Origin of the sequence: Streptococcus mitis SK597 (genome assembly GCF_000148545.1) — a bacterium.
Lineage (GTDB): Bacteria > Bacillota > Bacilli > Lactobacillales > Streptococcaceae > Streptococcus > Streptococcus mitis_C.
On sequence record NZ_AEDV01000083.1, the window covers coordinates 46,761 to 73,729 of the forward strand.

The window sequence follows — 26,969 nt, forward strand, 5'->3', positions numbered from 1 at the left end:
CTATAAATGGAATTAACGGATAAGATTCGTCGGGTCTATCTTCCGATGACGGAAACGGGTTTTTATATCTTGTTCTGTCTGCAAAAGGAAAGTCATGGGTACAGTATTACGCAAAAGGTCAAGGAGATGACAGATTCGCAAGTTTCGATTAGTCCTGGGACTATGTATGGAACCTTGTCAAAGATGGAAAAGGATGGTTTGATTTCCTTTGTCCGCGAAGAGGAAAAACGGAAAATCTATCAGATTACAGACTTGGGACGAAAAGTTTTGGAGATTGAATTGAAGCGTATTGAGCGCCTCTACAGAAATAGTCGGGAGGAAGGATGATGGAAAAGAAAATTGTTTATCGAATTTTTACAATTGCGGATTATGATAGAGAGGCTCTGTACTTTAGAGAAATGCATGCTAAGGGCTGGAAACTTAGAAAAGTAAGCTATTCTATCTTATTGTTTGCAGTTAAGTATACCTTTGAAAAGTGTCACCCTGAGCAAGTGTCTTATCAGTTGGATTTTTACCCAATGGAAAAATCAGAGAGAGTCTCCTATTTACAATTATTTAAAGACTGTGGCTGGGAGCATATTACAGACTTTAATGGGTTTTCCTACTTTAGAAAGCTTCATTCTGGAATTGAGTCAGATGCCGAGTTTGAAATTTATAATGACGCGGTCGGGAAGTTAGCTATGGTTAAACGGATTTTAACGAGGCGGATGCTTCCTATTTTGCTTCTCTTTTTAGCTCTACTACCGGTTTTCTCAAAGTTTGTCAGTGGAAGTAGTTCTTTCAGTTGGGAAGTATTTTTGATTTTCATAATAGATTGGGTTTTATTGATAGTTTTTGCGATTCAGATTTCTTATATTTTTTGGAGATTGTTTCAAAAGTGGAAAGAATTATCTGATAAATAACGCCAGGCATGTTTTCTAATTTTGGGGTAAGACAATGAATAGCAGAGTAGAATTTCGGATTTTCACCATTGTTGATTTGGACAAGGAAGAAGAATATTTACATGAGATGCATTTGAAAGGTTGGAGGTATAGAACGAGTCGTTTTGGTTTGTTCTATTTTGACAAATGTCAACCAGACGATGTCATCTACTGTATCTATGATTCTAGATTTCTTAAAAAATATAAGCATGAACTGCAAGATTTTAGAGATAGAGGTTGGGAATTGATAGGAGCAGGTTCTTGTTCGATTCTTCGTAAATCGTCTTCTAATTTACTTCCAGAGGATCAAGTCTATATGAGTAAGGGGCTCAGATGGGAAGTTATGCGATATAGACTTCGTTCATGTACGGCTGCTTTCTCAGGTGGTCTTGTTATTTGTATGAGTTCGTTTAGAGAAGATCTTTCTATGTCTTTCTTTATTATTTTTGTTTTATATGCTTCTCTGATTTCTTATCTAATTCATGGTTTTTTCAGACTTAAAAGGAAATACCAAGTATATGGAAGGTAGGATTCTAGGTCTTTAGACTGATTTTTAGCACTCTTGTTAAAAGAGTGCTAATTTTTTGAGTTTTTGTCTTGACATTCTCTTTTAAGGGTGTATAATAGAATCATAAGTTAGCACTTGAGTGTATCGAGTGCTAATCGATCAGACAGAGAGGAGTGATGAGGTGGTTACAGAGCGTCAGCAGGATATTTTAAATCTGATTATTGACATCTTTACCAAAACGCACGAACCTGTCGGATCCAAAGCCTTGCAAGAGTCTATTAACTCTAGCAGTGCAACCATTCGTAATGACATGGCGGCTTTAGAAAAGCAAGGGTTGCTTGAGAAGGCTCATACTTCAAGCGGTCGGATGCCAAGTGTTGCTGGTTTTCAGTACTATGTAAAACACTCACTGGATTTTGACCGACTGGCTGAAAATGAGGTATATGAGATTGTCAAAGCCTTTGATCAGGAATTCTTCAAATTGGAGGATATTCTGCAAGAGGCTGCTAATCTACTAACAGACTTGAGTGGCTGTACAGTAGTGGCGCTGGATGTTGAGCCCAGCAGGCAACGTTTGACAGCTTTTGATATCGTTGTTTTGGGGCAACATACAGCCTTGGCAGTATTTACCCTAGACGAGTCGCGAACGGTTACCAGTCAGTTTCTGATTCCAAGGAACTTCTTGCAGGAGGATTTGCTGAAACTGAAGAGCATCATTCAGGAACGTTTCCTCGGACACACCGTTCTAGATATTCACTACAAGATTCGGACAGAGATTCCGCAGATTATCCAGCGTTACTTTACAACAACGGACAATGTTATCGATCTCTTTGAACATATCTTTAAGGAAATGTTCAACGAAAACATTGTGGTGGCGGGCAAGGTCAATCTCTTGAATTTTGCCAATCTAGCAGCCTATCAGTTCTTTGATCAGCCACAAAAGGTGGCCTTGGAGATTCGTGAGGGTCTGCATGAAGATCAGATGCAAAATGTCCGTGTTGCGGACAGTCAGGAATCCTGTCTAGCTGACCTAGCGGTGATTAGTAGTAAATTTCTCATTCCTTATCGGGGAGTTGGAATTCTAGCCATTATCGGCCCCGTCAATCTGGATTATCAGCAAATAATCAATCAAGTCAATGTGGTCAACCGTGTTTTGACCATGAAGTTGACAGATTTTTACCGCTACCTCAGCAGTAATCATTACGAAGTACATTAAGATTGAAATCATTAAAGGAGGCGAAAATGGCCCAAGATATAAAAAATGAAGAAGTAGAAGAAGTTCAAGAAGAGGAAGTTGTGGAAACGGTAGAAGAAACAACTCCTGAGAAGTCTGAGTTGGACTTGGCAAATGAACGTGCAGATGAGTTCGAAAATAAATACCTTCGCGCTCATGCAGAAATGCAAAACATTCAACGCCGTGCCAATGAAGAGCGTCAAAACTTGCAACGTTATCGTAGCCAAGACTTGGCAAAAGCAATCTTACCATCGCTCGACAACCTTGAGCGTGCACTTGCAGTTGAAGGTTTGACAGATGATGTGAAGAAGGGCTTGGAAATGGTGCAAGAAAGCTTGATTCATGCTTTGAAAGAAGAAGGAATTGAAGAAATCGCAGCTGGCGGTGAATTTGACCATAACTATCACATGGCCATCCAAACTCTCCCAGCAGACGATGAACACCCAGCAGATACCATCGCCCAAGTTTTCCAAAAAGGCTACAAACTCCATGACCGCATCCTACGCCCAGCAATGGTAGTGGTGTATAACTAAGATACAAAGCCCGTAAAAAGCTCACAGTAAAAATAGGAGATTGACGAAGTGTCCGATGAACACAAGGAAATCTATCTTTTTTACCCAGAGCTTAGGGCGTGTTCGATTAGGCGATTCTGACGGTAGCTAAAGCAAGTCGTTGTCGAAATAAAATCGATTTCGACTCCTCGTGTCTCAATTTACATAATAGAAAACTTGTCCGAAACGACAATAAACTATGAAGAAAGATAAAATATGTTTGGCTTTGCAATAGTGAGCGAAGCGAACTAAAGACGATACTCTTCGCCGTGGCGCTACTTGCGCAAACTTTGAGACCATAGGCTCAAAGTTTAGTCAAAGAGATTGACGAAGTCAATCTCTGACGGCGCCGCCACCTAAGAAGAGTATCAAAAAGAAAAATAGAAAATTAACTAACAAGGAGAAAAACACATGTCTAAAATTATCGGTATTGACTTAGGTACAACAAACTCAGCAGTTGCAGTTCTTGAAGGAACTGAATCAAAAATCATCGCAAACCCAGAAGGAAACCGCACAACTCCATCTGTAGTATCATTCAAAAATGGTGAAATCATCGTTGGTGATGCTGCGAAACGTCAAGCAGTTACCAACCCAGATACAGTTATCTCTATCAAGTCTAAAATGGGAACTTCTGAAAAAGTTTCTGCTAACGGAAAAGAATACACTCCACAAGAAATCTCAGCTATGATTCTTCAATACTTGAAAGGTTATGCTGAAGACTATCTTGGTGAAAAAGTGACTAAAGCAGTTATCACAGTTCCAGCTTACTTCAACGACGCTCAACGTCAAGCAACTAAAGACGCTGGTAAAATCGCTGGTCTTGAAGTAGAACGTATCGTCAACGAACCAACTGCAGCAGCTCTTGCTTACGGTTTGGACAAGACTGACAAAGAAGAAAAAATCTTGGTATTCGACCTTGGTGGTGGTACATTTGACGTATCTATCCTTGAATTGGGTGACGGAGTCTTTGACGTATTGTCAACTGCAGGAGACAACAAACTTGGTGGTGATGACTTTGACCAAAAAATCATCGACCACTTGGTAGCAGAATTCAAGAAAGAAAACGGTATTGACTTGTCTACTGACAAGATGGCAATGCAACGTTTGAAAGATGCAGCTGAAAAAGCGAAGAAAGACCTTTCTGGTGTGACTTCAACTCAAATCAGCTTGCCATTTATCACTGCTGGTGAAGCTGGACCTCTTCACTTGGAAATGACCTTGACTCGTGCGAAATTTGACGATTTGACTCGTGACCTTGTAGAACGTACAAAAGTTCCAGTTCGTCAAGCCCTTTCAGATGCAGGTTTGAGCTTGTCAGAAATCGACGAAGTTATCCTTGTTGGTGGTTCAACTCGTATCCCAGCAGTTGTCGAAGCTGTTAAGGCTGAAACTGGTAAAGAACCAAACAAATCAGTAAACCCTGACGAAGTAGTTGCTATGGGTGCTGCAATCCAAGGTGGTGTAATCACTGGTGATGTCAAAGACGTTGTCCTTCTTGACGTAACACCATTGTCACTTGGTATCGAAACAATGGGTGGTGTCTTCACAAAACTCATCGACCGCAACACAACAATTCCAACATCTAAATCACAAGTCTTCTCAACAGCAGCAGACAACCAACCAGCCGTTGATATCCACGTTCTTCAAGGTGAACGCCCAATGGCAGCAGATAACAAGACTCTTGGACGTTTCCAATTGACAGATATCCCAGCTGCACCTCGTGGAATTCCTCAAATCGAAGTAACATTTGACATCGACAAGAACGGTATCGTGTCTGTTAAGGCCAAAGACCTTGGAACTCAAAAAGAACAAACAATTGTCATCCAATCTAACTCAGGTTTGACTGATGAAGAAATCGACCGCATGATGAAAGATGCAGAAGCTAATGCTGAAGCAGATAAGAAACGTAAAGAAGAAGTTGACCTTCGTAATGAAGTAGACCAAGCCATCTTTGCGACTGAAAAGACAATCAAGGAAACTGAAGGCAAAGGCTTCGACGCAGAACGTGACGCTGCCCAAGCTGCCCTTGATGACCTTAAGAAAGCGCAAGAAGACAACAACTTGGACGATATGAAAGCAAAACTTGAAGCATTGAACGAAAAAGCTCAAGGCCTTGCTGTTAAACTCTACGAACAAGCGGCAGCAGCGCAACAAGCTCAAGCAGGAGCAGAAGGTGCACAAGCAACAGGAAACGCAGGTGATGACGTCGTAGACGGAGAGTTTACTGAAAAATAAGATGCAAAGCCCGTTAAAACCTCACAGTGAAAATAGGAAATCTGACGCAGAAACTTTAGTTTCTAGGAAGATTTGTCTTTTTCACCAAGAGGTTAGGGAGTGCTCGATTTAGCATTACTAGTTTGATTTTTAAAACTCGAACGTCGTAATGATAGGAAGAAATCCAGAGGTTGCAACCCAGCCTCTGTTTTTCGATAAAATAGAGGATGTTGTGTATGAAAAAAGTACTTTGTATCATTTATCCTAATTTTTCTCTTTATGAGATAACCGCTTTAACAAGTACTTTAGCTCTGTCTTTTGATATCACGATTGATTATGTATCTTCTGAGAATTCGATGGTGGTCTCTGAGGATGGTTTGCCCTGTCAACCGACGAAAACATTGGATCAGATCCGTATAGAAGATTATTCTTGTGTGATTTTGCCAGGAATGGTAAATATAGGTCCTGCTCTACAAGATGAGAAATTGATTTCGTTTTTGAGAAGTCTTGCTGAGCAAGATATCCTAATTGCAGCCATTTCCTCAGCGCCCCTTTTATTGGCGAAAGCAGGCTTGTTGAACGACACGAAATTTACAGGTGGAATTTGGCAAAACTTCTTTGACTATTTTGAATTTCTTCCACGTGAGAATTTCCAACCGAAAGTTCTTGTCCAAGATAAACAAATCATTACGGCTATCGGTTTTGCACATCAAGAGTTTGCAAGAAAAGTGATTTTCGGTTTAGGGTTGGCAGAGAATACGGACAACTATTTTAAAGAACAGAACGAGTATGCTGAAGAGGATTTGATATTTACTCTATCAGATGAAGAGTTTAATCAAGTGAAGCAGAGTATAGAAAACAACCTCTAAAGATTTACATGAAAATTATAGAAAGGAACAAGGGTGTTCGTAACTGAACACGGGTTCCCAAATTTCTTACTAAATATAACAGAAAGGAATTGAACCCGACCTAAATGGTGGTTTCGTTCCGTAACAATAACAGAAAGGAACAAGGGTGTTCAGGGAATTGAACACGGGCTACGGACTGTGCCAAAAAGATAGTTTTTTCTAGGACGCAAGCGTCCGTCGTCAAAATCCCTAGATGGCTGTGTCCGTTTGACGCCCTTTGTATCTTGAATTATGAACAATACTGAATTTTATGATCGTCTGGGGGTGTCAAAAAACGCTTCGGCAGACGAGATCAAAAAGGCTTATCGTAAGCTTTCGAAAAAATACCACCCAGATATCAACAAGGAGCCTGGTGCTGAGGAAAAGTACAAGGAAGTTCAGGAAGCCTATGAGACTTTGAGTGACGACCAAAAACGGGCTGCCTATGACCAATATGGTGCTGCAGGCGCCAATGGTGGATTTGGAGGCTTCGGTGGTGGAGCTGGCGGTTTCAATGGGGCAGGTGGCTTCGGTGGTTTTGAGGACATTTTCTCAAGTTTCTTCGGCGGAGGCGGTGCTTCACGCAATCCAAATGCTCCTCGCCAAGGGGATGACCTCCAGTATCGTGTGAACTTGACCTTTGAAGAAGCTATTTTTGGAGCTGAAAAAGAAGTTAAATACAACCGTGAAGCAAGCTGTCGTACATGTAATGGCTCAGGTGCTAAGCCAGGAACCAGTCCAGTCACTTGTGGACGCTGTCATGGCGCTGGTGTCATTAATGTCGATACGCAGACTCCGCTTGGTATGATGCGTCGCCAAGTAACCTGTGATGCCTGTCACGGTCGCGGAAAAGAAATCAAAGATCCATGTACCACTTGTCACGGAACAGGGCATGAAAAACAAGCGCATAGCGTACATGTCAAAATTCCTGCTGGTGTGGAAACTGGTCAACAAATTCGCTTAGCTGGTCAGGGTGAAGCAGGATTTAACGGTGGACCTTATGGTGACTTGTATGTAGTGGTTTCTGTGGAAGCTAGCGACAAGTTTGAACGTGAAGGAACGACTATCTTCTACAATCTCAACCTCAACTTTGTCCAAGCAGCTCTTGGTGACACAGTAGATATCCCAACGGTTCACGGTGATGTTGAATTGGTTATCCCAGAGGGAACTCAGACTGGTAAGAAATTCCGTCTACGTGGCAAAGGAGCTCCGAGTCTTCGTGGCGGTGCAGTTGGTGACCAATACGTTACTGTTAATGTCGTAACACCGACAGGCTTGAACGACCGCCAAAAAGCAGCGCTTAAAGAATTCGCAGCTGCAGGTGATTTAAAAGTCAATCCAAAGAAAAAGGGCTTCTTTGACCATATTAAAGATGCCTTTGAAGGAGAATAAAGCAAAAAGAGCCGTCGGGCTCTTTTTGTTTATAGATTTTTTAAGACTTTTCTTAAGTGATGACGGACGGTAGCGATCTTCTTCGAAGTTCCATACCTAAACTTTGAGCCTAGGTCTCAAAGTTTCCGAACATCTGAAACCAAACTGTTTCAGGTGTTTTCATTACGGCGGAAAGTTTTCGATTTAGTTATGAAATGGTGAATGAGTTGCCTAAATTATGATGTATAGTTGATGGGATATAACTTGTTTACCTTTTAAAAAAGAGCCGTTGGGCTCTTTTTACTTATCTTCGATTTCCTGTGTTTCTTTAATCACAGCTAGTCTAGTCTGGATATCTTTTTCCAAGACCTTAAACTTGTAAGTCAGGTCTTCTTGGTATTCCTTGATGAGTTCTTTTTGCTGGTCGATGATTTGCAGGCTGTTTTGGATAATATCCACATCGTCCTTGATAGCTTGAACGCGGTCAGTGGTATTCAAGACTTCATCTGTGATGGTTTGGCGATTTTTTGTGACCAGATAACTTCCGGCTGCAGCTCCTGCAAATAGCAGTAGGTTGGATAATTTCATAGCAACTCCTTAGGCATTTTTGATGGTTTCAGCGACTTGAGCAAGTTTGTCAAAGTCTGGTTCGTGGGCGATAAAATCAATCTTGAGGTTATCGTCCGCACTGTAGCGAGGCACAAGGTGAACGTGGGTATGGAAGACTGTTTGCCCTGCGATTTCTTCACAGTTGGCAATGATATTCATACCAGCAGCCTTGGTAGCTTTCATGACTTTTTGAGCTACTTTTGGTACTTGGGCAAAGAGTTGGCTGGCGCTAGTAGCATCCATTTCCAAAAGATTGCGATAGTGTTCCTTTGGCACGACTAAGGTGTGTCCTGGTGTCACTTGAGAAATATCCAGAAAGGCAAGAACCTGCTCATCTTCATATACTTTTGAAGCAGGAATTTTCCCTGCGATGATTTTACAAAAAATGCAATCTGACATAAAATCTACCTCTACTGTATTGAATTTTGATATAATATAGCTACATTATACCAGATTTGGAGAAAATATGTTAGAAATTAAAAACCTGACAGGTGGCTATGTCCATGTCCCTGTCTTGAAAGATGTATCTTTTACTGTTGAAAGTGGGCAGTTGGTTGGTTTGATTGGTCTCAATGGTGCTGGGAAATCGACGACTATCAATGAAATTATCGGTCTGTTGACACCTTATAGTGGCTCCATCAATATCAATAGCCTGACCCTGCAAGAAGATGCGACAAGTTACCGTAAGCAAATTGGCTACATTCCTGAGACACCTAGCCTGTATGAGGAATTGACTCTCAGAGAGCATATCGAAACGGTTGCTATGGCTTATGGTATTGAGCAGAAAGTGGCTTTTGATCGAGTAGAACCCTTGTTAAAAATGTTCCGTCTGGAGCAGAAATTGGACTGGTTCCCTGTTCATTTTTCAAAAGGGATGAAGCAGAAAGTCATGATTATCTGTGCTTTTGTGGTGGATCCAAGTCTTTTCATCGTGGATGAGCCTTTCCTTGGTCTTGATCCGCTGGCTATTTCTGATTTGATTCAGCTTTTGGAAGTGGAGAAGCAAAAGGGCAAGTCTATTCTCATGAGTACCCACGTGCTGGATTCGGCGGAGAAGATGTGTGATGCCTTTGTCATTCTTCACAAGGGAGAGGTGCGTGCCAAAGGTAATCTCCTGCAACTGCGCGAAGCCTTTGACATGCCTGAGGCTAGTCTGAATGATATTTACTTGGCTCTGACCAAAGAGGAGGAGCTATGAAAGACTTGTTTTTAAAGAGAAAGCAGGCTTTTCGTAAGGAGTGTCTTGGTTATTTGCGCTATGTTCTCAATGACCACTTTGTCTTGTTCCTGCTTGTCTTGCTGGGTTTTTTAGCCTACCAGTACAGTCAACTCTTGCAGCATTTTCCTGAAAATCATTGGCCTATCCTTTTGTTTGTAGGAATTACGTCTGTTTTACTGTTGCTTTGGGGAGGAATTGCCACCTATATGGAGGCTCCAGACAAGCTCTTTCTCTTGGTCGGAGAAGAGGAAATCAAGCTCCATCTCCAGCGTCAAACTGGCATTTCTCTAGCCTTTTGGCTCTTTGTGCAGACCCTTTTATTGCTGTTATTTGCGCCCTTATTTTTAGCCATGGGTTATGGCTTGCCTGTTTTTCTGGTCTATGTGCTTTTATTGGGAGTAGGTAAATATTTCCTCTTTCGTCAAAAGGCCAGCGAATTTTTCACTGCAACTGGACTGAACTGGGACTATGTTATTTCTCAAGAAAGCAAGCGCAAGCAAGTCTTGCTTCGTTTCTTTGCACTTTTTACGCAGGTCAAGGGAATTTCAAACCGCGTCAAGCGTCGTGCTTATCTGGACTTTATCCTAAAGGTTGTTCAGAAGGTGCCTGGAAAGATTTGGCAAAATCTCTATCTGCGTTCTTATTTGCGAAATGGAGACCTCTTTGCTCTCAGTCTTCGTCTGCTCTTGCTTTCCTTGCTGGCGCAGGTTTTTATCGAGCAAGCTTGGATTGCGACAGCAGTGGTGGTTCTCTTTAACTACCTCTTGCTCTTTCAGTTGCTGGCCCTCTATCACGCCTTTGACTACCAGTATTTGACTCAACTTTTTCCACTGGACAAGGGTCAAAAGGAAAAAGGCTTGCAGGCGGTAGTCCGAGGATTGACCAGTTTTGTTTTACTTGTGGAATTAGTTGTTGGGTTGATTACCTTCCAAGAAAAACTAGCCCTTCTAGCCTTACTGGGAGCTGGTTTGGTTTTACAAGCCTTGTATTTGCCTTATCAGGTAAAACGTCAGATGCAGGATTAATCTTGCTTATATGATATTAAAAAAGAAGTTGAGTTCAGTTTGTCTCAACTTCTTTTATTTTCTACAGGATAATGGTTGGACCGTAGAGGCTCAACTTGGTCTTGACTTGGTCAAAGTGGAAGCGGTCATAGGCCCGCCAAGCGGCACGAGTAGGAGCATCTGGATCAAGAGCGCTGAGTCCCATGAGAAGACTGGAAGTCTGGTAAAATTTTTCCAATTCAATCAAGACTCGATTATCCACTGTCTCAGCCTTGGCTAGAAAACCAAGAATAGAGTCTAATTGCTCCTGAAAGCGGACGTCGTCAGCGCTTGCCTGTTTGCATGCTTGGTAGGTTTTGTTTAAGTCAGTAATCAAGGTTTGAGCTCTTTTGATAGGGTCTGTATCTGTCATGAGAATTCCTCCTCTAATCTGGGTGCTAGTCTTGTTTCTAGCAACTGTGTTTTGATACTGTCAGTCTATCACTTTTATCTCCTTTTCAACCATAAAATCTTTAATTGTCCTTGAAATTTCCTGAATGGTACTGTTAAGATTTTATGATAAAATAGTGGTAAGATTATCATGCTTATTTGAGGAACAAGCTACCCTTCAGGAGCATTAAAGGCCTGTTTAGGATTTGGTTGGCTTGTATCATAGTATTTTTGCTATTCTCTTTTTAGGAAGAAATCGAAACAAGGAGAGTAAGAAGATGAGAATATTTGTTTTAGAAGATGATTTTTCCCAACAGACTAGGATTGAAACGACCATTGAGAAACTCTTGAAAGAACATCACATCACTCCCAGCTCTTTTGAAGTTTTTGGCAAACCAGAGCAACTGCTGGCTGAAGTGCATGAGAAGGGGGCCCATCATCTATTCTTTTTGGATATTGAGATTCGAAATGAGGAGATGAAGGGTCTGGAAGTGGCTAGAAAGATTCGGGATAGGGATCCTTATGCTCTCATCGTCTTTGTGACGACTCACTCGGAGTTTATGCCCCTGTCCTTTCGCTACCAGGTGTCAGCTTTGGACTACATTGATAAGGCCCTTTCGGCAGAGGAGTTTGAATCTCGGATCGAGACAGCCCTCCTCTATGCCAATAGTCAGGATAGTAAAAGTCTGGCGGAAGATTGCTTTTACTTTAAATCAAAATTTGCTCAATTCCAGTATCCTTTTAAAGAGGTCTACTATCTCGAAACGTCGCCCAGAGCCCATCGTGTTATTCTCTATACCAAGACAGACAGGTTGGAATTTACAGCGAGTTTGGAGGAGGTTTTCAAGCAGGAGCCCCGTCTCTTGCAGTGCCATCGCTCTTTTCTCATTAATCCTGCCAATGTAGTTCGTTTGGATAAGAAAGAGAAACTCCTTTTCTTTCCCAATGGGGGAAGCTGTCTGATTGCGCGTTATAAGGTCAGAGAAGTGTCTGAGGCCATCAATAACTTACATTGAGTGAGGTGCTGGAATGGAATTAGTTTGGAAGATAGTATATGTGTTTTTGATATCTGGATTGGAATTGTTTATATTTTTTAAGGTGGATGGAATTGTTCTAACTCTGGAGAGAGTTTTTAAGTCCTTTCTTTTTAAGCTACTTTTAGCAGTTGTTTTTGTAACGATTAGCTATATAGTAGGAAATACTTACCTAACTTATTTTATGGAACCCTTGTACGGCATTGGTTTATCTTTCTTATTGTTAAGAGGGCTTCCTAAAAAACTACTCTTCTTTTATGGTCTCTTCCCAATGATGTTGGTGAATCTTTTTTTCAGGGTAGTCTCCTATTTTGTGATTCCATTTTTGGGGCAAGGGCATGTGTATGATGACCGCTCTTTTATTTGGTTATGTATAAAAATTTTCATTTGCTTTATTTCTCTAGCCTTTTTGAAATGGTTAGACTATGATTTTACTAGTTTGAGAAGGGAGACTCTCGATAAAGGTTTTCAAAAGTCCCTGACTACGATTAACTGGATAATGGGGGCTTACTATCTAGTGATGCAAAGTCTGTCTTTCTTTGAATATGAACAAGGTATTCAATCAACGACTGTTCGCCATCTCATCCTAGTCTTTTACCTACTCTTTTTTATGGGTATTATCAAGAAGCTAGATACCTATTTGAAGGACAAACTCCATGAGAGATTGGACCAAGAACAGGCCTTGCGCTACAGAGATATGGAACGCTATAGTCGGCATATAGAGGAACTTTACAAGGAAGTCCGGAGTTTTCGCCATGACTACACCAACCTCTTGACCAGTTTACGTCTGGGCATTGAAGAGGAGGATATGGAGCAGATAAAAGAGGTCTACGACTCGGTCTTAAAGGATTCTAGTCAGAAATTGCAGGACAACAAATATGACCTTGGCAGATTGGTAAATATTCGGGACCGTGCCCTCAAAAGTCTTCTAGCAGGGAAATTTCTAAAAGCTAGAGATAAGAAGATTGTCTTTAATGTCGAAGTTCCTGAGGAGATTCAGGTCGAGGGGATGAGTCTACTTGATTTTCTAACCATTGTGTCCATCCTTTGTGACAATGCTATTGAAGCCAGTGCAGAGGCCAGTCAACCTCATGTTTCAATCGCCTTTTTAAAAAATGGAGCACAGGAGACCTTTATCATTGAAAATTCCATCAAAGAAGAGGGCATAGATATTTCTGAGATTTTCTCCTTTGGAGCCAGTTCTAAAGGGGAAGAGAGAGGAGTTGGTCTCTATACTGTTATGAAAATTGTGGAAAGCCATCCTAATACCAGTCTAAATACCACCTGTCAAAATCAAGTCTTTCGTCAGGTTTTAACAGTTCACTCGATGTCAGTTGATGATTAGAAGATCTGTGGAAAGAAGTACCGCCTGTAGTCATCAATTAAAATGCCATAGTATATGAGGTACCCTATATGAATAAGAAATCCTTTTTTATCATCTGTTCTACGTTGATTATAGCATCGAATCTTCTCATGATTTCCGTGGTGAATAAGGGAGAAGGAACAGGGAGCAACCTGTTTGTGATTGCTATAGCCTGTGTTATGTTACCAGTCTTTTTATATGCAGTTGAAAACCAACTGACTTCATTGATAAGAGTAGAATCAATACTCCTGATTCAGTTGGCAGTTATATCTCTACTCCGTCTTGTCAACAGAATAGGGAGTACGCCTGAAATTCTCAACATTATCATTACCCTTATCGCTTTGGCAAGTGGAACAGCTGCTATCCTTGTTGCGATCATGAGAATATATGAGAACATACGGAAGTGAGGGTGAGTAGTTTTCTATTTTGTATTTTCACATTGTCAAGTTCCCCAGGGCAAGTATGTTTTTCATGCTTGCTTTTTTTATTTTTAACAATTCAAGATGTTTTGATGACCGTTTGTGATTTGGATGGAAAATTTTAAAAAATAGTAGTATACTAGCCTTATTAAGGTTGTAATAGGACGAAAGTAAAAAGAGGTATTCCTCGTGAATGCAAAAACAACGTTACAATTGGCTATTATGGTTGCTTAAAGGCTTGAGCTTGTATGTAGAGGAGCTGTACTTGGAGGTAATTATGGATTTCAAAAGTTTTCTTATTGTTTTTGTTGTTGGTATGTTTGTTTCTTTTATTACTTCTTTAATTAGGGAAAAATTTTTAAAATCTCCAAAGAAGAATAAAGATAGATCTAATTAGATAAAGAGATTTTTTATCGCTAGTTTAATCTACAGGGGAGTTTCTTTAATATTGTTTCGCCTGTTAAAATGATATGTGATAGCAGGATAAAAAATCTACAAATTAAGTTGGTATCAATATGGTGTAAATGGCAAGTATGTTTTCCATGCTTGCTTTTTTAATTTTTTACAATTCAAGATGTTTTGATGACCATTTATGATGTGAGTGTTCCAAGGATAAAATGAGTGCTATACTAGCAGTGTAAAGGTTGTAGCTAAACTAAGATAAAGCATACATTTAGGAGGAAATTTTATGAAGAAAAAAATACTGATTATTTTCGTTCTATATCTGATCATGTCTACCCTTCTTTATCCGCTTAGGGAGAGTATTTGGTATCATCTATTTTATACCATAGCCTATATGATTGCGGTTGTGATCTATTTTGCTTTAACTAAAAAGAAAGGAGCAAAGAAATGAAAGCTTTTCTTGCTAAAAAACGGAACATCTTCCTTACGAGATTGTTCCTAGGTCAGTTGCCCTTGCTTGTCTCTACTTATCTATTTCTATCTCGTCAGTTTTTAAATTTTTCATTGGTTTTCCAATTTCTTTTAGTGGTTATTAACTTGGCCTCTATTTTGGTTACTGTTTACCTCACTAGGGAGATGAGGATAAGAGAGTTTGAAGATGATGATTTGGTTAGTCCTAGAACCAATCAACTTATGTATATCGGTTTGACAGGTTTTATGTCTATCATTTGTTTGTATAGAGGTATCACAGCAGGAGAATCTTACCAACAACTAATTGCCTATATTGGCGCTATTCTCTGCTTGCTTATCATGCTTTTGCTCATTTGGGGCTTGAAGTATTATAAAAAGTAGCTTGCCTTCTTCTTCTGACAGAATCTTTGATTAGAAGGCTCTATTAAACTGTCCGTGAAATAAGTGAATGGAGGTATTTAAAATGAAATATAGATTATTTCTTGTTATTTTCTTGAGTAGTGTGTTGAATATTCTTTTAGGGACATTTTTACAAATCTCTAATGTATCGATTGGGTGGCTTGTTCTCTACAGTGGATTATTTGAAGCAGGCATTTTCCTTCTTGCTAATAAAGGGGTGGCGGTAAAAATCAAGGAAGTAGACATTCGAAACCGCTTTAAATTTATTTTTGGAAAAACCTTATGGTTTCAAATTCTTTTGCTCATCTTTTTGATGGTCAAACTTTATCTTGGTTTGGATGCGAGGTTGATTTTATTCTATGGACATATTTTCATTGTCTTTAATGCCTTAATGTATCTATTATCTAGTAGTCAGGTTAGCCTTAAAAAGAACAAGCTGTCTTCTTAATCTTGCAGTAATAGAGCCTGACAAGGCGAGCCATCCTGTCTTGTAGATAGTAGGAGGAATTCTATGAAAAAACACCCTATTCTTTTCAAAACGAGTGCAATTCTTTCTTATTTGTTTCTGTTTTTCGGACTGTCTTGGACGACCCAATTTTGGAGCAATTATTGGGAGTTCTCGTCTTGGGTAGGAAATATTATCTGGATTCGAAACATCATCAGCCTTCTCTTTATCTGCTTGATGATTTGGATTTTGGTTAGGTCGGGCCATGCTTATCTCTTTCGTATCCCTAGAAAAAAGTGGTTGAGCTATTCCGTCCTGACGGTGTTAGCAGCTGTTGTGCTTATCTGTTTTAACTATCTGACAGCTAAACACGTTCAGGGGACGAACGAAGGTTGGAATTTGTTTATTGCCTATAGTGAGACCAATTTTGCGGAGTTTGGTGTTTACCTAACCTTAATCGTACTAGGACCTCTGATGGAAGAATTGGTGTGTAGAGGACTGCTTCAACATGCCTTCTTTAAGAATTCGAGGTGGGGGCTGGATCTTCTCTTTCCGTCATTCTTATTTGCCTTGCCCCACTTTTCTAGCTTGCCAAGTTTCGCAGATATTCTTGTCTATACGGCAGTGGGCTGTCTATTTGCCTGTCTAACACGTTATACGAAGAGTATCTATCCTTCTTATTCGATTCATATTGTTAATAATATCATCGCAAACTTACCATTTTTGCTCACTTTTTTACATAGGGTCTTGGGGTAAAAAAACAAAAGTCTTGCTTTTCAGCCATAGAGGAGGTTACCATGTATAAACACTTATTTTTCCTAGATTCCAAAACCTTAGACTGGTTGACTCCTTATATTCTGGTCTTGGCTTCTGACACCATTACCTTTAATGTTTTTGTGCTAACCTTTGTATCTGTTATGGCCTTTTATTTCCTAAACCCCATGCTATCTTTAATGGCTATCTTTTTAGGGGGTGGTTATGTGGTCGGATTTTGGTTACTCAAATGATTTGTTTTGGAAAGGCTAGAACTAAAGAATGACGTGTAGGGAAGTTTGGTGGGGAGGATAGTTTTATGGAGTTTTTTGATAAATTTCATGCCTTGTGCTTTGGATTTTTAGTACTACTAATCGTCATTACAGTTCCTTATACGATTAACCACGGGGATTTTTTTCAAAATGAATCTGAATTGATTATTGTAAGTCTTCTAGTAACCTCGCTGAGTGTTGCTTATGCTAGAAAGTTTGATATGATTTCTTTTGGGATGTTAAGCAAGAAACAACTTTTGCTTTTCACTGCAATCTTTCTTCTAAGTGTACTTGAGACGCTGGTTTATATTCATTTCTTCGCTGTTTCTTCTGGCGCAGGAGTTCAACACTTGGCGGAAGTCAGCAGAGGAATTTCTCTGTCTTTGATTTTGACTTCCTCAGTTTTTGGCCCCATCCAGGAGGAACTCATTTTCAGAGGACTTCTTCAAGGTGCGGTTTTTGACAACTCTTGGTTAGGGCTTGTGCTAACTTCCTCTCTCTTTTCTTTCATACATGGACCTTCTAATGTCCCTTCGTTTATTTTTTATCTACTTGGGGGCTTGTTGCTGGGCTTTGCTTATAAAAAGAGCCAAAACCTATGGGTTTCTACTCTAGTCCACATGTTTTACAACAGTTGGCCACTCTTATATTATTTATAAAAATTATGAAAAGGTAAGTAGGAGATTGTGCTTACCTTTTTCTTTCTATAATGATACTCAAGCCAATCCAGAGGCTTTTCTTTGAGAATCGGGTGTGGAGCGGTTGACGAATAGGGCAAAAACTAGTAGAATAGTAAGGAAACTTTATACGGAGGAAAGAAATGGATTTGGGTGATAATGAGCTAACACTGACTCCCATACCTGGGAAAAGTGGCAAGGCTTATATGGGTAGCTATCCTGATGGAAAGCGCATCTTTGTAAAAATGAACACCTCTCCAATCCTACCTGGTCTAGCTAGAGAACAAATTGCTCCACAATTATTATGGAGTCGCCGTTTGGCAGATGGGCGTGATATGTGTGCTCAAGAATGGTTGACAGGCAAGATATTGACCCCCTATGATATGAATCGTAAGCAAATCGTCAATATTTTAACCCGTCTTCATCGCTCACGTCCGTTGATGACACAGTTGAGTCGTTTGGGCTATGCCATGGAAACACCTGTAGATTTACTACAGTCTTGGCAGGAAACGGCTCCAGATGCTTTGCGTAAAAATCATTTTATCAGTGAAGTGATGGCTGATTTACGTCAGACTATTCCAGGATTTAGAGAGGACCATGCGACCATTGTCCATGGAGATGTACGACATAGTAATTGGATTGAGACAGATAGTGGCTTGATTTATTTGGTAGATTGGGATTCGGTTCGCTTGACCGACCGCATGTTGGATGTGGCCCATATGCTCTGCCATTATATTCCAGAACATCAGTGGAAGGAATGGTTGACCTACTACGGTTACAAGTACAATCAAACGGTATTAAGTAAATTGTATTGGTACGGTCAATTGTCTTACTTGAGCCAGATTTCCAAGTATTATATGAACCAAGATTTAGAAAATGTCAATCGGGAGATTCATGGCTTGCGTCACTTCCGAGACAAGTATGGAAAGAGAAGATGAGAGTTAGAAATCGTAAAGGGGCGACAGAATTACTAGAGGCAAATCCCCAGTATGTGGTCCTCAATCCCTTGGAAGCCAAGGGGAAATGGCGGGACTTGTTTGGCAATGACAACCCCATTCATGTGGAAGTTGGAAGTGGAAAGGGTGCCTTTGTTTCAGGTATGGCTAAGCAAAACCCTGACATCAACTATATCGGGATTGATATTCAAAAGTCTGTTTTGAGCTACGCTTTGGACAAGGTGCTTGAAGTTGGAGTACCGAACATCAAGCTCTTGTGGGTAGATGGTTCTGACTTGACTGACTACTTTGAAGACGGTGAGATTGATCGCTTGTATCTGAATTTTTCAGATCCTTGGCCTAAAAAACGCCATGAAAAGCGTCGGTTGACCTACAAGACCTTCTTGGATACCTTCAAGCGTATCTTGCCTGAAAATGGTGAAATTCATTTCAAGACGGATAACCGTGGCTTGTTTGAGTACAGCCTAGTGAGTTTTTCTCAGTATGGCATGAAGCTCAATGGTGTCTGTCTAGACTTACATGCCAGTGATTTTGAAGGCAATGTCATGACAGAATACGAGCAAAAATTCTCCAACAAGGGGCAAGTTATCTATCGAGTTGAGGCAGAATTTTAAGAAATAGCCTGAAATCAGGCTGTATAAGTGCTTTTGCTTTACATAAGTTGGCAAACGTGCTATACTAAAGGTAAGAATATAAGAAAGTGAGGCGGGGAAATATCTTCGCCTCTTGCTTATGAGGAGGTGGACGCAATCGCAACAATCGTAGAATTAGTCAGAGAAGTTGTAGAACCTGTCATAGAAGCTCCTTTCGAACTCGTGGATATCGAGTATGGAAAGATTGGCAGTGACATGATTCTCAGTATTTTTGTAGATAAACCTGAAGGAATTACCTTGAACGACACGGCAGACTTGACAGAAATGATCAGTCCTGTCCTAGACACCATCAAGCCAGATCCCTTCCCAGAACAATATTTCCTAGAAATCACCAGTCCAGGCTTGGAACGTCCTTTGAAAACAAAGGATGCCGTTGCTGGAGCGGTTGGGAAATACATCCATGTCGGGCTCTACCAAGCCATCGATAAGCAAAAGGTCTTTGAAGGAACCTTGTTGGCCTTCGAAGAGGAAGAGTTGACTATGGAATATATGGACAAAACGCGTAAGAAAACCGTCCAAATTCCATACAGTTTAGTATCAAAAGCACGTTTAGCAGTTAAATTATAGAAAAAGAAAGGATAGCTTTTGAGGATTCAAAAGTGAAGAAAACATGAGTAAAGAAATGCTAGAGGCCTTCCGTATTTTGGAAGAAGACAAGGGAATCAAAAAAGAAGACATCATCGACGCAGTAGTAGAATCGCTTCGTTCCGCTTATCGCAGACGCTATGGTCAATCAGACAGCGTAGCTATTGACTTCAACGAAAAAACAGGTGACTTTACCGTTTATACTGTCCGTGAAGTGGTTGATGAAGTATTTGATAGCCGTTTGGAAATCAGCTTGAAAGATGCTCTTGCCATTAATTCAGCCTATGAACTTGGTGACAAAATCAAGTTTGAAGAAGCACCTGCTGAGTTTGGTCGTGTAGCAGCTCAATCTGCCAAACAAACCATCATGGAAAAAATGCGCAAGCAAACACGTGCCATCACTTACAATACTTACAAAGAACATGAGCAAGAAATCATGTCTGGTACAGTAGAACGCTTTGACAACCGCTTTATCTATGTCAACCTCGGCAGCATCGAAGCCCAATTGTCAAAACAAGACCAAATTCCTGGAGAAGTTTTTGCTTCCCACGATCGTATCGAAGTTTATGTCTACAAGGTTGAAGACAACCCTCGCGGTGTCAACGTCTTTGTTAGCCGTAGCCATCCAGAAATGATCAAACGTTTGATGGAGCAAGAAATTCCAGAAGTTTATGATGGAACTGTTGAAATCATGAGCGTGGCTCGTGAAGCTGGTGACCGTACGAAGGTTGCCGTTCGTAGCCACAATCCAAACGTGGACGCTATCGGTACAATCGTTGGACGTGGTGGAGCGAATATCAAGAAGATTACTAGTAAATTCCACCCAGCTCGTTACGATGCTAAGAGCGACCGTATGGTGCCAATTGAAGAAAATATCGACGTTATCGAGTGGGTAGCAGATCCAGCTGAATTTATCTACAATGCCATCGCTCCTGCTGAAGTTGATCAAGTTATCTTTGACGAAAACGACAGCAAACGTGCCTTGGTGGTTGTTCCTGATAACAAGCTTTCTCTTGCCATTGGTCGTCGTGGACAAAACGTTCGCTTGGCAGCTCACTTGACTGGTTACCGTATCGATATCAAGTCTGCTAGTGAATTTGAAGCCATGGAAGAAGCTGCTTCGGTAGATTTGGAAGCAGAAAACGATACTGTAGAAGAATAAAAGCTGCTAGAGGAGGGAAAAATGAAAACGAGAAAAATCCCTTTGCGCAAGTCTGTTGTGTCCAATGAAGTGATTGATAAGCGGGATTTGCTCCGCATTGTCAAGAACAAGGAAGGGCAAGTCTTTATTGATCCGACAGGCAAGGCCAATGGCCGCGGCGCTTATATCAAGCTAGACAATGCAGAAGCCTTAGAGGCGAAAAAGAAGAAGGTCTTTAACCGTAGCTTTAGCATGGAAGTGGAAGAAAGCTTTTATGACGAGTTGATCGCTTATGTGGATCACAAAGTGAAAAGAAGAGAGTTAGGACTTGAATAAGCAAAAGATAAGCAATCTCTTGGGACTTGCTCAGCGAGCAGGGCGGATTATATCGGGTGAAGAATTGGTGGTCAAGTCCATTCAAGATGGCAAGGCCAAGTTGGTCTTTCTAGCCCATGATGCTGGACCCAATCTGACCAAGAAGATTCAAGATAAAAGTCATTATTATCAAGTAGAAATTGTAACCGTGTTTTCAACACTGGAATTAAGCATAGCAGTCGGAAAATCGAGAAAGGTTTTGGCTGTAACAGATGCTGGATTTACAAAGAAAATGAGGTCTCTTATGGAATAGAAGAGGAGGACATGATTTGTCTAAGAAAAGATTGTACGAAATCGCAAAAGAACTTGGAAAAGAAAGTAAAGAAGTTGTAGCGCGTGCAAAAGAGTTGGGCTTGGATGTGAAAAGCCACTCATCAAGTGTGGAAGAAGCTGTCGCTGCAAAAATCGCTGCCAGCTTTAAGCCTGCAGCTGCTCCGAAAGCAGAAGCAAAACCTGCAGCCCCAAAAGCAAGTGCAGAAAAGAAAGCCGAAAAATCTGAGCCAGCTAAACCAGCTGTAGCTAAGGAAGAGGCAAAACCGGCTGAGCCAGTTGCTCCGAAGGCAGAAAAAGTAGCAGCTAAACCGCAAAGTCGTAATTTCAAGGCTGAGCGTGAAGCCCGTGCCAAAGAGCAGGCAGAACGACGCAAGCAAAATAAAGGCAATAACCGTGACCAACAACAAAACGGCAACCGTCAGAAAAACGACGGTCGTAATGGCGGAAAACAAGGTCAAGGCAACCGCGACAATCGTCGCTTTAATGACCAAGCTAAGAAACAGCAAGGTCAGCAAAATCGTGGAAACGAGCGCCGTCAACAAGAGGACAAACGTTCAAATCAAGCGACTCCACGTATTGACTTTAAAGCCCGTGCAGCAGCCCTAAAAGCAGAGCAAAATGCAGAATATGCCCGTTCAAGTGAGGAACGTTTCAAGCAGACTCAGGCTGCCAAAGAAGCCTTGGCCCAAGCTAACAAACGCAAGGAGCCAGAGGAAATCTTTGAAGAAGTGGCTAAGTTAGCTGAACAAGCCCAACAAGCGCAACAAGAACAGCAAGTTCAAGCAGTGGTTGAAGTCGTCCCTGAGAAAACAGAACCTGCAGTGGATACACGTCGTAAAAAACAAGCTCGACCAGACAAAAATCGTGACGATTATGATCATGAAGAAGATGGTCCTAGAAAACAACAAAAGAATCGAAGTAGTCAAAATCAAGTGAGAAATCAAAAGAATAGTAACTGGAATAACAACAAAAAGAACAAAAAAGGCAATAACAAGAACAACCGTAATCAGACTCCAAAACCTGTTACAGAGCGTAAATTCCATGAATTGCCAACAGAATTTGAGTATACAGATGGTATGACCGTTGCGGAAATCGCAAAACGTATCAAACGTGAACCAGCTGAAATCGTTAAGAAACTCTTTATGATGGGTGTCATGGCCACACAGAACCAATCCTTGGATGGAGAAACCATCGAACTCCTCATGGTAGATTATGGTATCGAAGCCAAACAAAAAGTTGAAGTGGATAATGCCGACATCGAACGTTTCTTTGTCGAAGATGGTTATCTCAATGAAGATGAATTGGTTGAGCGTCCACCAGTTGTAACTATCATGGGACACGTTGACCACGGTAAAACAACACTCCTAGATACCCTTCGTAACTCTCGTGTTGCGACAGGTGAAGCAGGTGGTATCACTCAGCATATCGGTGCCTACCAAATCGTGGAAAATGGCAAGAAGATTACCTTCCTTGATACACCAGGACACGCGGCCTTTACATCTATGCGTGCGCGTGGTGCTTCTGTTACCGATATTACGATCTTGGTCGTAGCGGCAGATGACGGGGTTATGCCTCAGACTATCGAAGCCATTAACCACTCAAAAGCGGCCAACGTTCCAATCATCGTAGCCATTAACAAGATTGATAAACCAGGTGCTAACCCAGAACGTGTTATCGGTGAATTGGCAGAGCATGGTGTTATGTCAACTGCTTGGGGTGGAGATTCTGAATTTGTTGAAATTTCAGCTAAATTCAACCAAAATATCGAAGAATTGTTGGAAACAGTCCTTCTTGTGGCTGAAATCCAAGAACTCAAGGCAGACCCAACAGTGCGTGCGATCGGTACAGTTATCGAAGCGCGCTTGGATAAAGGAAAAGGTGCGGTCGCAACCCTTCTTGTACAACAAGGTACCTTGAATGTTCAAGACCCAATCGTTGTCGGAAATACCTTCGGTCGTGTCCGTGCTATGACCAATGACCTTGGACGTCGTGTTAAGGTAGCAGGCCCATCAACACCAGTGTCAATCACAGGTTTGAACGAAGCGCCGATGGCAGGTGACCACTTTGCCGTTTACGAAGATGAAAAATCTGCGCGTGCAGCAGGTGAAGAACGTGCCAAACGTGCCCTCATGAAACAACGTCAAGCTACCCAACGTGTCAGCCTTGAAAACCTCTTTGATACCCTTAAAGCTGGTGAACTCAAATCAGTTAACGTTATCATCAAGGCCGACGTACAAGGTTCAGTTGAAGCCCTTTCTGCCTCACTTCAAAAGATCGATGTGGAAGGTGTTAAAGTTACCATCGTCCACTCAGCGGTTGGTGCCATCAATGAATCTGACGTAACACTTGCGGAAGCTTCAAATGCCTTTATCGTTGGTTTCAACGTACGCCCTACACCACAAGCTCGTCAACAAGCTGAAGCTGACGATGTGGAAATCCGTCTCCACAGCATTATCTACAAGGTTATCGAAGAGATGGAAGAAGCCATGAAAGGGATGCTTGATCCAGAATTCGAAGAAAAAGTTATCGGTGAAGCAGTTATTCGTGAAACCTTCAAGGTGTCTAAAGTGGGAACTATCGGTGGATTCATGGTTATCAACGGTAAGGTTACCCGTGACTCAAAAGTCCGTGTTATTCGTGACGGTGTCGTTATCTATGACGGCGAACTCGCAAGCTTGAAACACTACAAAGACGACGTGAAAGAAGTGACAAACGGCCGTGAAGGTGGATTGATGATCGATGGCTACAATGATATCAAGACTGATGATGTGATTGAGGCCTATGTCATGGAAGAAATTAAGAGATAAGATTTTTTGCTCCTTTCTTAGGTGGTGAGGGACGCAAGCAAACCGATGGTTTCAGTGCTTATTTTTGAGCCTAGAGTCTCAAAAATCCCCTGTGATGGGACTGATAAATCAGTTCCATCACTTTCACCACGGCGAAAGAAGCAGATGATTTCAAATTGAACTTCGTTCCAATTTGAAATGAAAATCAATAAATTTAAAAATAGCTAGGTCTGCTGGCCTAGCTTTTGGTTCAAAGTAGAGAAAGGAATATCATGGCAAATCATTTCCGTACGGACCGTGTGGGCATGGAAATCAAGCGTGAAGTCAATGAGATTTTGCAAAAGAAAGTCCGTGATCCGCGTGTTCAAGGCGTGACCATCACAGATGTTCAGATGCTAGGTGACTTGTCTGTAGCCAAGGTTTACTACACCATTTTGAGTAACCTTGCTTCGGATAACCAAAAAGCCCAAATCGGGCTTGAAAAAGCAACTGGTACCATCAAACGTGAACTTGGTCGCAATTTGAAATTGTACAAAATCCCAGATTTGACCTTCGTCAAAGACGAGTCCATCGAGTATGGAAACAAGATTGACGAAATGCTACGCAATCTGGATAAGAACTAAAGAAGAGGGACAACCCTCTTTTTTGGTGGAGGAAATAGGTGGAATTTGAAATGGAAAAATATTCTTTTAAAAAAGGGATTCTATATTTTTTAATGTTAGCTAATCAGAAAATGCTTTTTTTTTTTAGGAAATATGATATGATGATTTCATAAATAAAGGAGATTCTATCAATGAATAATGTAAAAAAAGTTTGTCGTTTAGCTTTGCTATGTCTTTCCGTCTCTACTCTAGTTGCTTGTAGTTCTCTTTCTGAAAAAACAAGTAGCTCTTCTAGTGAGAATCAAACAGAAGCTTCATCTAGTAGTTCTGAAAAGAAAGGGTTGTTTGCCAAAGCAAAAGAAAAACTCAGTTCAAGCGATTTCAATCCACAAGATGTTAGTGATACGACAATTGAGTCTATAAGAACCTATGAAGATTACTTGATTATGAATGAGAAAATAATCGATAATTACTATACAGAAGCAGACGAAGCCTTTAAAGGAACTGTTTTAGAAGATAGCGCTGCTATTCAAGAACTAAAAGATAGCACTAAAAAAGAAATGGAAGATTTGAAAAAACAATATGGTCCGCTAAAGAAAGCACCGATTCAAGGAAAAGAAGAAGTGATTAAGACTCTAAAAGATTATCGTGATAATCTACATGAACAAGTGGAGCAGTGGAAAGCTAGTCTTTGATAGGAAGAGTGGAGTTCGATATGGATTATCAATTATTGCCACATGAATATATGGTTATGAATAGTGACCATGTGAGTTTTGGGAAAACTGGTTTGTCTACAGATGAATTAATTTTAACGAATCTACACTTAATATATATCAAAAAAGGTTTATGGGGAGGAAAAAAAGATCAGGTTACCATACCCATTAACCAGATTAAAATTTTTGAAGGGAAACCTCAAGTTTCAGTAACCAAAACCAATGGTGTGAAACGGCTGGAAATTTATTATAATGGCGGACAAGCTATCTTTTCATTTAATAATACTAAGGATACTGACAAGTGGGCTAGGAACATTATTAAATTGATTTCAGGTGATACAAGTAATTTTGAAACCTTGGGAGATAGTAGCTTGTTTGGAGCAGATGTTTTAGCAGAAACATTTAAGGATACATTTGACACTTTTAAAGCAGGGCTTGGGATTAAGGATGCAGAGCCAGAAAAGATTTCAACCAAGTGTAGCTTTTGTGGAGCACCTTTGTCAGGTCAAGTAAAGCAAACAGTAAGATGTGCCTATTGTGATATGGAACAAAGTTTATAAGGGGGCAATTAAATGGGGTTGATAAAAGCAATCACAGATTCTATTGGTGGGACATTTGCAGATCAGTGGAAAGAAATTATCACAGTTCATGCTTTTGATGAACATACAGCTGTAAGTCCAGGTATTGTTCAAGAAAGTAATAATGGTAGGGGTGTCAATACGAAGGGATCTGTAGGTGTTATTTCGAACGGATCCAAGATTTTTATTCCAGAAAATACGGCTGCCTTTATCTTTAGTCAGTCTGGTATCGAGGAAATTATTACAGAACCAGGTGGATATGAATACCAAAATGGTGAGAGCAGTGTTTTTAACGGTGATGGATTGAAAAAGTCACTGTTTGACAATGTTGTTAATCGTGTTGGATTCGGTGGTCAAAGTGATCAGCAAAAACAGATTTGCTTTGTTAATTTGAGAGAAATTCGTGATATTAAATTTGGGACTCGCGGTCCAGTCATGTATAATGATTTGTTTTATGGGACAGATTTAGAAGTACGTGCTTTTGGAACATTTTCTATCCAAATTACAGATGCTAAGCAATTTATCAGAAACTTTCTTCCTGCCAATGTGACTTATTATACCTTTGATAGTGCTCAAGCTAGATCACAAATAGTAACAGAATTTCTTCAATCTTTTATTGTTGCACTTAATTCTTTGTCAACAACTTATCGTATTTCACAATTGCCGTCACAAGCTTCAGTTCTTGCAGAACAAGTATCAAATGATGGACAGTATGCAGGGACTTGGAAAGAACGTTTTGGATTTGAGATTGTAAAAGTTGCCATTGCTAATATTGAGTTCTCACCAGAATCTAAGGAACTGGTTAAACAATTTTCATCAAATAAGATGAATTTAAAAGCTTATGATGATGTATCGCAGAAAGCCTCTAATATTGCAGCACAACAAAAAATTGCATCAGGAGTGGAGCAACATGGTCTAGGTGATGGTGCAGGGATGATTTTTGGTATGAATATGGCACAAGGTTTAGATGAAAAAGCCATGAAACCAAATCTATCATTAGATGAGCAAATCGAAGCACTTACAAAACTAAAATCTCTTTTAGATGCAGGGATATTATCCCAGGAAGAATTTGATCGAAAGAAAAAAGAAATTATGGATTTATAAGATGAAGCTCGAAAGTTCATAG

Annotated in this window: 33 protein-coding genes; 30 read left to right on the forward strand and 3 right to left on the reverse strand. The window is 40.6% G+C overall.

Annotated features, from left to right (window positions below; all coding sequences use genetic code 11):
• The first annotated feature begins 6 nt into the window (after positions 1 to 6).
• From SMSK597_RS10865 to dnaJ, 8 genes are all read left to right on the forward strand, one after another.
• Positions 7 to 327, forward strand: coding sequence for a PadR family transcriptional regulator (locus tag SMSK597_RS10865; RefSeq protein WP_000423988.1), 321 nt, complete (start codon positions 7 to 9; stop codon positions 325 to 327).
• Positions 327 to 902, forward strand: coding sequence for a DUF2812 domain-containing protein (locus tag SMSK597_RS14055; RefSeq protein WP_000412256.1), 576 nt, complete (start codon positions 327 to 329; stop codon positions 900 to 902). Before SMSK597_RS10865 ends, SMSK597_RS14055 begins: the two co-directional genes overlap by 1 nt.
• Before the next feature lie 34 nt (positions 903 to 936).
• Entirely contained in the window at positions 937 to 1,449 is a 513-nt protein-coding gene (locus SMSK597_RS10875; RefSeq protein WP_001088684.1) for a DUF2812 domain-containing protein, read from the forward strand.
• Between the two features lie 160 nt (positions 1,450 to 1,609).
• The gene (gene hrcA / locus SMSK597_RS10880) at positions 1,610 to 2,644 is read left to right on the forward strand and encodes a heat-inducible transcriptional repressor HrcA (protein WP_000255757.1); all 1,035 of its coding nucleotides are present in this window, start codon (positions 1,610 to 1,612) and stop codon (positions 2,642 to 2,644) included.
• Positions 2,645 to 2,670: 26 nt separating this feature from the next.
• Entirely contained in the window at positions 2,671 to 3,195 is a 525-nt protein-coding gene (gene grpE / locus SMSK597_RS10885) for a nucleotide exchange factor GrpE (protein ID WP_000046040.1), read from the forward strand.
• 429 nt (positions 3,196 to 3,624) lie between these two features.
• Complete coding sequence (gene dnaK / locus SMSK597_RS10890; RefSeq protein ID WP_000034661.1) at positions 3,625 to 5,448, forward strand: molecular chaperone DnaK; 1,824 nt, start codon at positions 3,625 to 3,627, stop codon at positions 5,446 to 5,448.
• Positions 5,449 to 5,663: 215 nt separating this feature from the next.
• Positions 5,664 to 6,296, forward strand: coding sequence for a DJ-1/PfpI family protein (locus SMSK597_RS10895; protein WP_000756340.1), 633 nt, complete (start codon positions 5,664 to 5,666; stop codon positions 6,294 to 6,296).
• A gap of 270 nt (positions 6,297 to 6,566) precedes the next feature.
• Positions 6,567 to 7,706: a molecular chaperone DnaJ gene (gene dnaJ / locus SMSK597_RS10900; RefSeq protein WP_004269598.1), complete on the forward strand. Its 1,140-nt coding sequence runs from the start codon at positions 6,567 to 6,569 to the stop codon at positions 7,704 to 7,706.
• A 279-nt stretch (positions 7,707 to 7,985) separates the two neighbouring features.
• Here the strand turns inward: dnaJ and SMSK597_RS10905 are convergent, their stop codons facing one another.
• Both SMSK597_RS10905 and SMSK597_RS10910 read right to left on the reverse strand, forming a co-directional pair.
• Positions 7,986 to 8,273 (reverse strand): hypothetical protein, encoded by a 288-nt coding sequence (locus tag SMSK597_RS10905; RefSeq protein WP_000777754.1) that lies wholly within the window; start codon positions 8,271 to 8,273, stop codon positions 7,986 to 7,988.
• 9 nt (positions 8,274 to 8,282) lie between these two features.
• Positions 8,283 to 8,693, reverse strand: a complete 411-nt coding sequence (locus SMSK597_RS10910) for an HIT family protein (protein ID WP_001278330.1) — start codon at positions 8,691 to 8,693, stop codon at positions 8,283 to 8,285.
• 67 nt (positions 8,694 to 8,760) lie between these two features.
• On the opposite strand from SMSK597_RS10910, the gene SMSK597_RS10915 reads away from it, so the two are divergent.
• Together SMSK597_RS10915 and SMSK597_RS10920 are read left to right on the forward strand one after the other, a co-directional pair.
• A complete protein-coding gene (locus SMSK597_RS10915) occupies positions 8,761 to 9,492 on the forward strand; it encodes an ABC transporter ATP-binding protein (protein WP_000889961.1) in 732 nt (243 codons plus the stop codon).
• Positions 9,489 to 10,538 carry an ABC transporter permease gene (locus SMSK597_RS10920; RefSeq protein ID WP_000653778.1) on the forward strand — a complete coding sequence of 350 codons (1,050 nt, stop codon included), beginning with the start codon at positions 9,489 to 9,491 and terminating at the stop codon, positions 10,536 to 10,538. The genes SMSK597_RS10915 and SMSK597_RS10920 overlap by 4 nt, the downstream gene beginning before the upstream one ends.
• 61 nt (positions 10,539 to 10,599) lie before the next feature.
• On the opposite strand, the gene SMSK597_RS10925 is transcribed toward SMSK597_RS10920, so the two are convergent.
• Complete coding sequence (locus SMSK597_RS10925; protein ID WP_000132588.1) at positions 10,600 to 10,929, reverse strand: hypothetical protein; 330 nt, start codon at positions 10,927 to 10,929, stop codon at positions 10,600 to 10,602.
• Between the two features lie 295 nt (positions 10,930 to 11,224).
• On the opposite strand from SMSK597_RS10925, the gene SMSK597_RS10930 reads away from it, so the two are divergent.
• The 20 genes from SMSK597_RS10930 (at position 11,225) to SMSK597_RS11025 (ending at position 26,947) form a co-directional block, all read left to right on the forward strand.
• A complete protein-coding gene (locus SMSK597_RS10930; RefSeq protein ID WP_001219149.1) occupies positions 11,225 to 11,962 on the forward strand; it encodes a response regulator transcription factor in 738 nt (245 codons plus the stop codon).
• Between the two features lie 13 nt (positions 11,963 to 11,975).
• Positions 11,976 to 13,325, forward strand: a complete 1,350-nt coding sequence (locus SMSK597_RS10935; RefSeq protein WP_004269600.1) for a sensor histidine kinase — start codon at positions 11,976 to 11,978, stop codon at positions 13,323 to 13,325.
• A gap of 68 nt (positions 13,326 to 13,393) precedes the next feature.
• Entirely contained in the window at positions 13,394 to 13,750 is a 357-nt protein-coding gene (locus SMSK597_RS10940; RefSeq protein ID WP_001036312.1) for a hypothetical protein, read from the forward strand.
• Positions 13,751 to 13,955: 205 nt separating this feature from the next.
• Positions 13,956 to 14,159, forward strand: coding sequence for a hypothetical protein (locus SMSK597_RS14115; protein WP_001171824.1), 204 nt, complete (start codon positions 13,956 to 13,958; stop codon positions 14,157 to 14,159).
• A 452-nt stretch (positions 14,160 to 14,611) separates the two neighbouring features.
• Positions 14,612 to 15,016, forward strand: a complete 405-nt coding sequence (locus tag SMSK597_RS10950) for a hypothetical protein (protein WP_000642960.1) — start codon at positions 14,612 to 14,614, stop codon at positions 15,014 to 15,016.
• 82 nt (positions 15,017 to 15,098) lie between these two features.
• Positions 15,099 to 15,482 (forward strand): hypothetical protein, encoded by a 384-nt coding sequence (locus SMSK597_RS10955; protein ID WP_000877393.1) that lies wholly within the window; start codon positions 15,099 to 15,101, stop codon positions 15,480 to 15,482.
• Positions 15,483 to 15,545: 63 nt separating this feature from the next.
• Positions 15,546 to 16,235: a CPBP family intramembrane glutamic endopeptidase gene (locus tag SMSK597_RS10960; protein WP_000716527.1), complete on the forward strand. Its 690-nt coding sequence runs from the start codon at positions 15,546 to 15,548 to the stop codon at positions 16,233 to 16,235.
• Positions 16,236 to 16,276: 41 nt separating this feature from the next.
• Positions 16,277 to 16,486 carry an immunity protein BlpZ gene (gene blpZ / locus SMSK597_RS10965; protein WP_000276516.1) on the forward strand — a complete coding sequence of 70 codons (210 nt, stop codon included), beginning with the start codon at positions 16,277 to 16,279 and terminating at the stop codon, positions 16,484 to 16,486.
• 65 nt (positions 16,487 to 16,551) lie between these two features.
• Positions 16,552 to 17,163 carry a CPBP family intramembrane glutamic endopeptidase gene (locus SMSK597_RS10970; protein WP_000394050.1) on the forward strand — a complete coding sequence of 204 codons (612 nt, stop codon included), beginning with the start codon at positions 16,552 to 16,554 and terminating at the stop codon, positions 17,161 to 17,163.
• A 161-nt stretch (positions 17,164 to 17,324) separates the two neighbouring features.
• Entirely contained in the window at positions 17,325 to 18,119 is a 795-nt protein-coding gene (ccrZ, locus tag SMSK597_RS10975) for a cell cycle regulator CcrZ (RefSeq protein ID WP_000363004.1), read from the forward strand.
• On the forward strand, positions 18,116 to 18,751 hold the full coding sequence (gene trmB, locus SMSK597_RS10980; RefSeq protein WP_001266093.1) for a tRNA (guanosine(46)-N7)-methyltransferase TrmB: 636 nt from the start codon (positions 18,116 to 18,118) through the stop codon (positions 18,749 to 18,751). Before ccrZ ends, trmB begins: the two co-directional genes overlap by 4 nt.
• A gap of 126 nt (positions 18,752 to 18,877) precedes the next feature.
• On the forward strand, positions 18,878 to 19,357 hold the full coding sequence (rimP, locus tag SMSK597_RS10985) for a ribosome maturation factor RimP (protein WP_000338688.1): 480 nt from the start codon (positions 18,878 to 18,880) through the stop codon (positions 19,355 to 19,357).
• A gap of 43 nt (positions 19,358 to 19,400) precedes the next feature.
• On the forward strand, positions 19,401 to 20,537 hold the full coding sequence (nusA, locus tag SMSK597_RS10990) for a transcription termination factor NusA (RefSeq protein WP_000032283.1): 1,137 nt from the start codon (positions 19,401 to 19,403) through the stop codon (positions 20,535 to 20,537).
• A gap of 21 nt (positions 20,538 to 20,558) precedes the next feature.
• Positions 20,559 to 20,852 (forward strand): RNase P modulator RnpM, encoded by a 294-nt coding sequence (gene rnpM, locus SMSK597_RS10995; protein WP_000857562.1) that lies wholly within the window; start codon positions 20,559 to 20,561, stop codon positions 20,850 to 20,852.
• Positions 20,845 to 21,144, forward strand: coding sequence for a YlxQ-related RNA-binding protein (locus tag SMSK597_RS11000; RefSeq protein WP_001041401.1), 300 nt, complete (start codon positions 20,845 to 20,847; stop codon positions 21,142 to 21,144). The genes rnpM and SMSK597_RS11000 overlap by 8 nt, the downstream gene beginning before the upstream one ends.
• A gap of 16 nt (positions 21,145 to 21,160) precedes the next feature.
• Positions 21,161 to 23,971: a translation initiation factor IF-2 gene (infB, locus tag SMSK597_RS11005; protein WP_000039185.1), complete on the forward strand. Its 2,811-nt coding sequence runs from the start codon at positions 21,161 to 21,163 to the stop codon at positions 23,969 to 23,971.
• Positions 23,972 to 24,222: 251 nt separating this feature from the next.
• Positions 24,223 to 24,573, forward strand: coding sequence for a 30S ribosome-binding factor RbfA (rbfA, locus tag SMSK597_RS11010; RefSeq protein ID WP_001273601.1), 351 nt, complete (start codon positions 24,223 to 24,225; stop codon positions 24,571 to 24,573).
• 170 nt (positions 24,574 to 24,743) lie between these two features.
• The gene (locus tag SMSK597_RS11015; protein WP_001067004.1) at positions 24,744 to 25,247 is read left to right on the forward strand and encodes a hypothetical protein; all 504 of its coding nucleotides are present in this window, start codon (positions 24,744 to 24,746) and stop codon (positions 25,245 to 25,247) included.
• Positions 25,248 to 25,267: 20 nt separating this feature from the next.
• Positions 25,268 to 25,825, forward strand: coding sequence for a C1 domain-containing protein (locus SMSK597_RS11020; RefSeq protein WP_000386261.1), 558 nt, complete (start codon positions 25,268 to 25,270; stop codon positions 25,823 to 25,825).
• A gap of 12 nt (positions 25,826 to 25,837) precedes the next feature.
• A complete protein-coding gene (locus SMSK597_RS11025; RefSeq protein WP_000522909.1) occupies positions 25,838 to 26,947 on the forward strand; it encodes an SPFH domain-containing protein in 1,110 nt (369 codons plus the stop codon).
• The last annotated feature ends 22 nt before the right edge of the window (positions 26,948 to 26,969 follow it).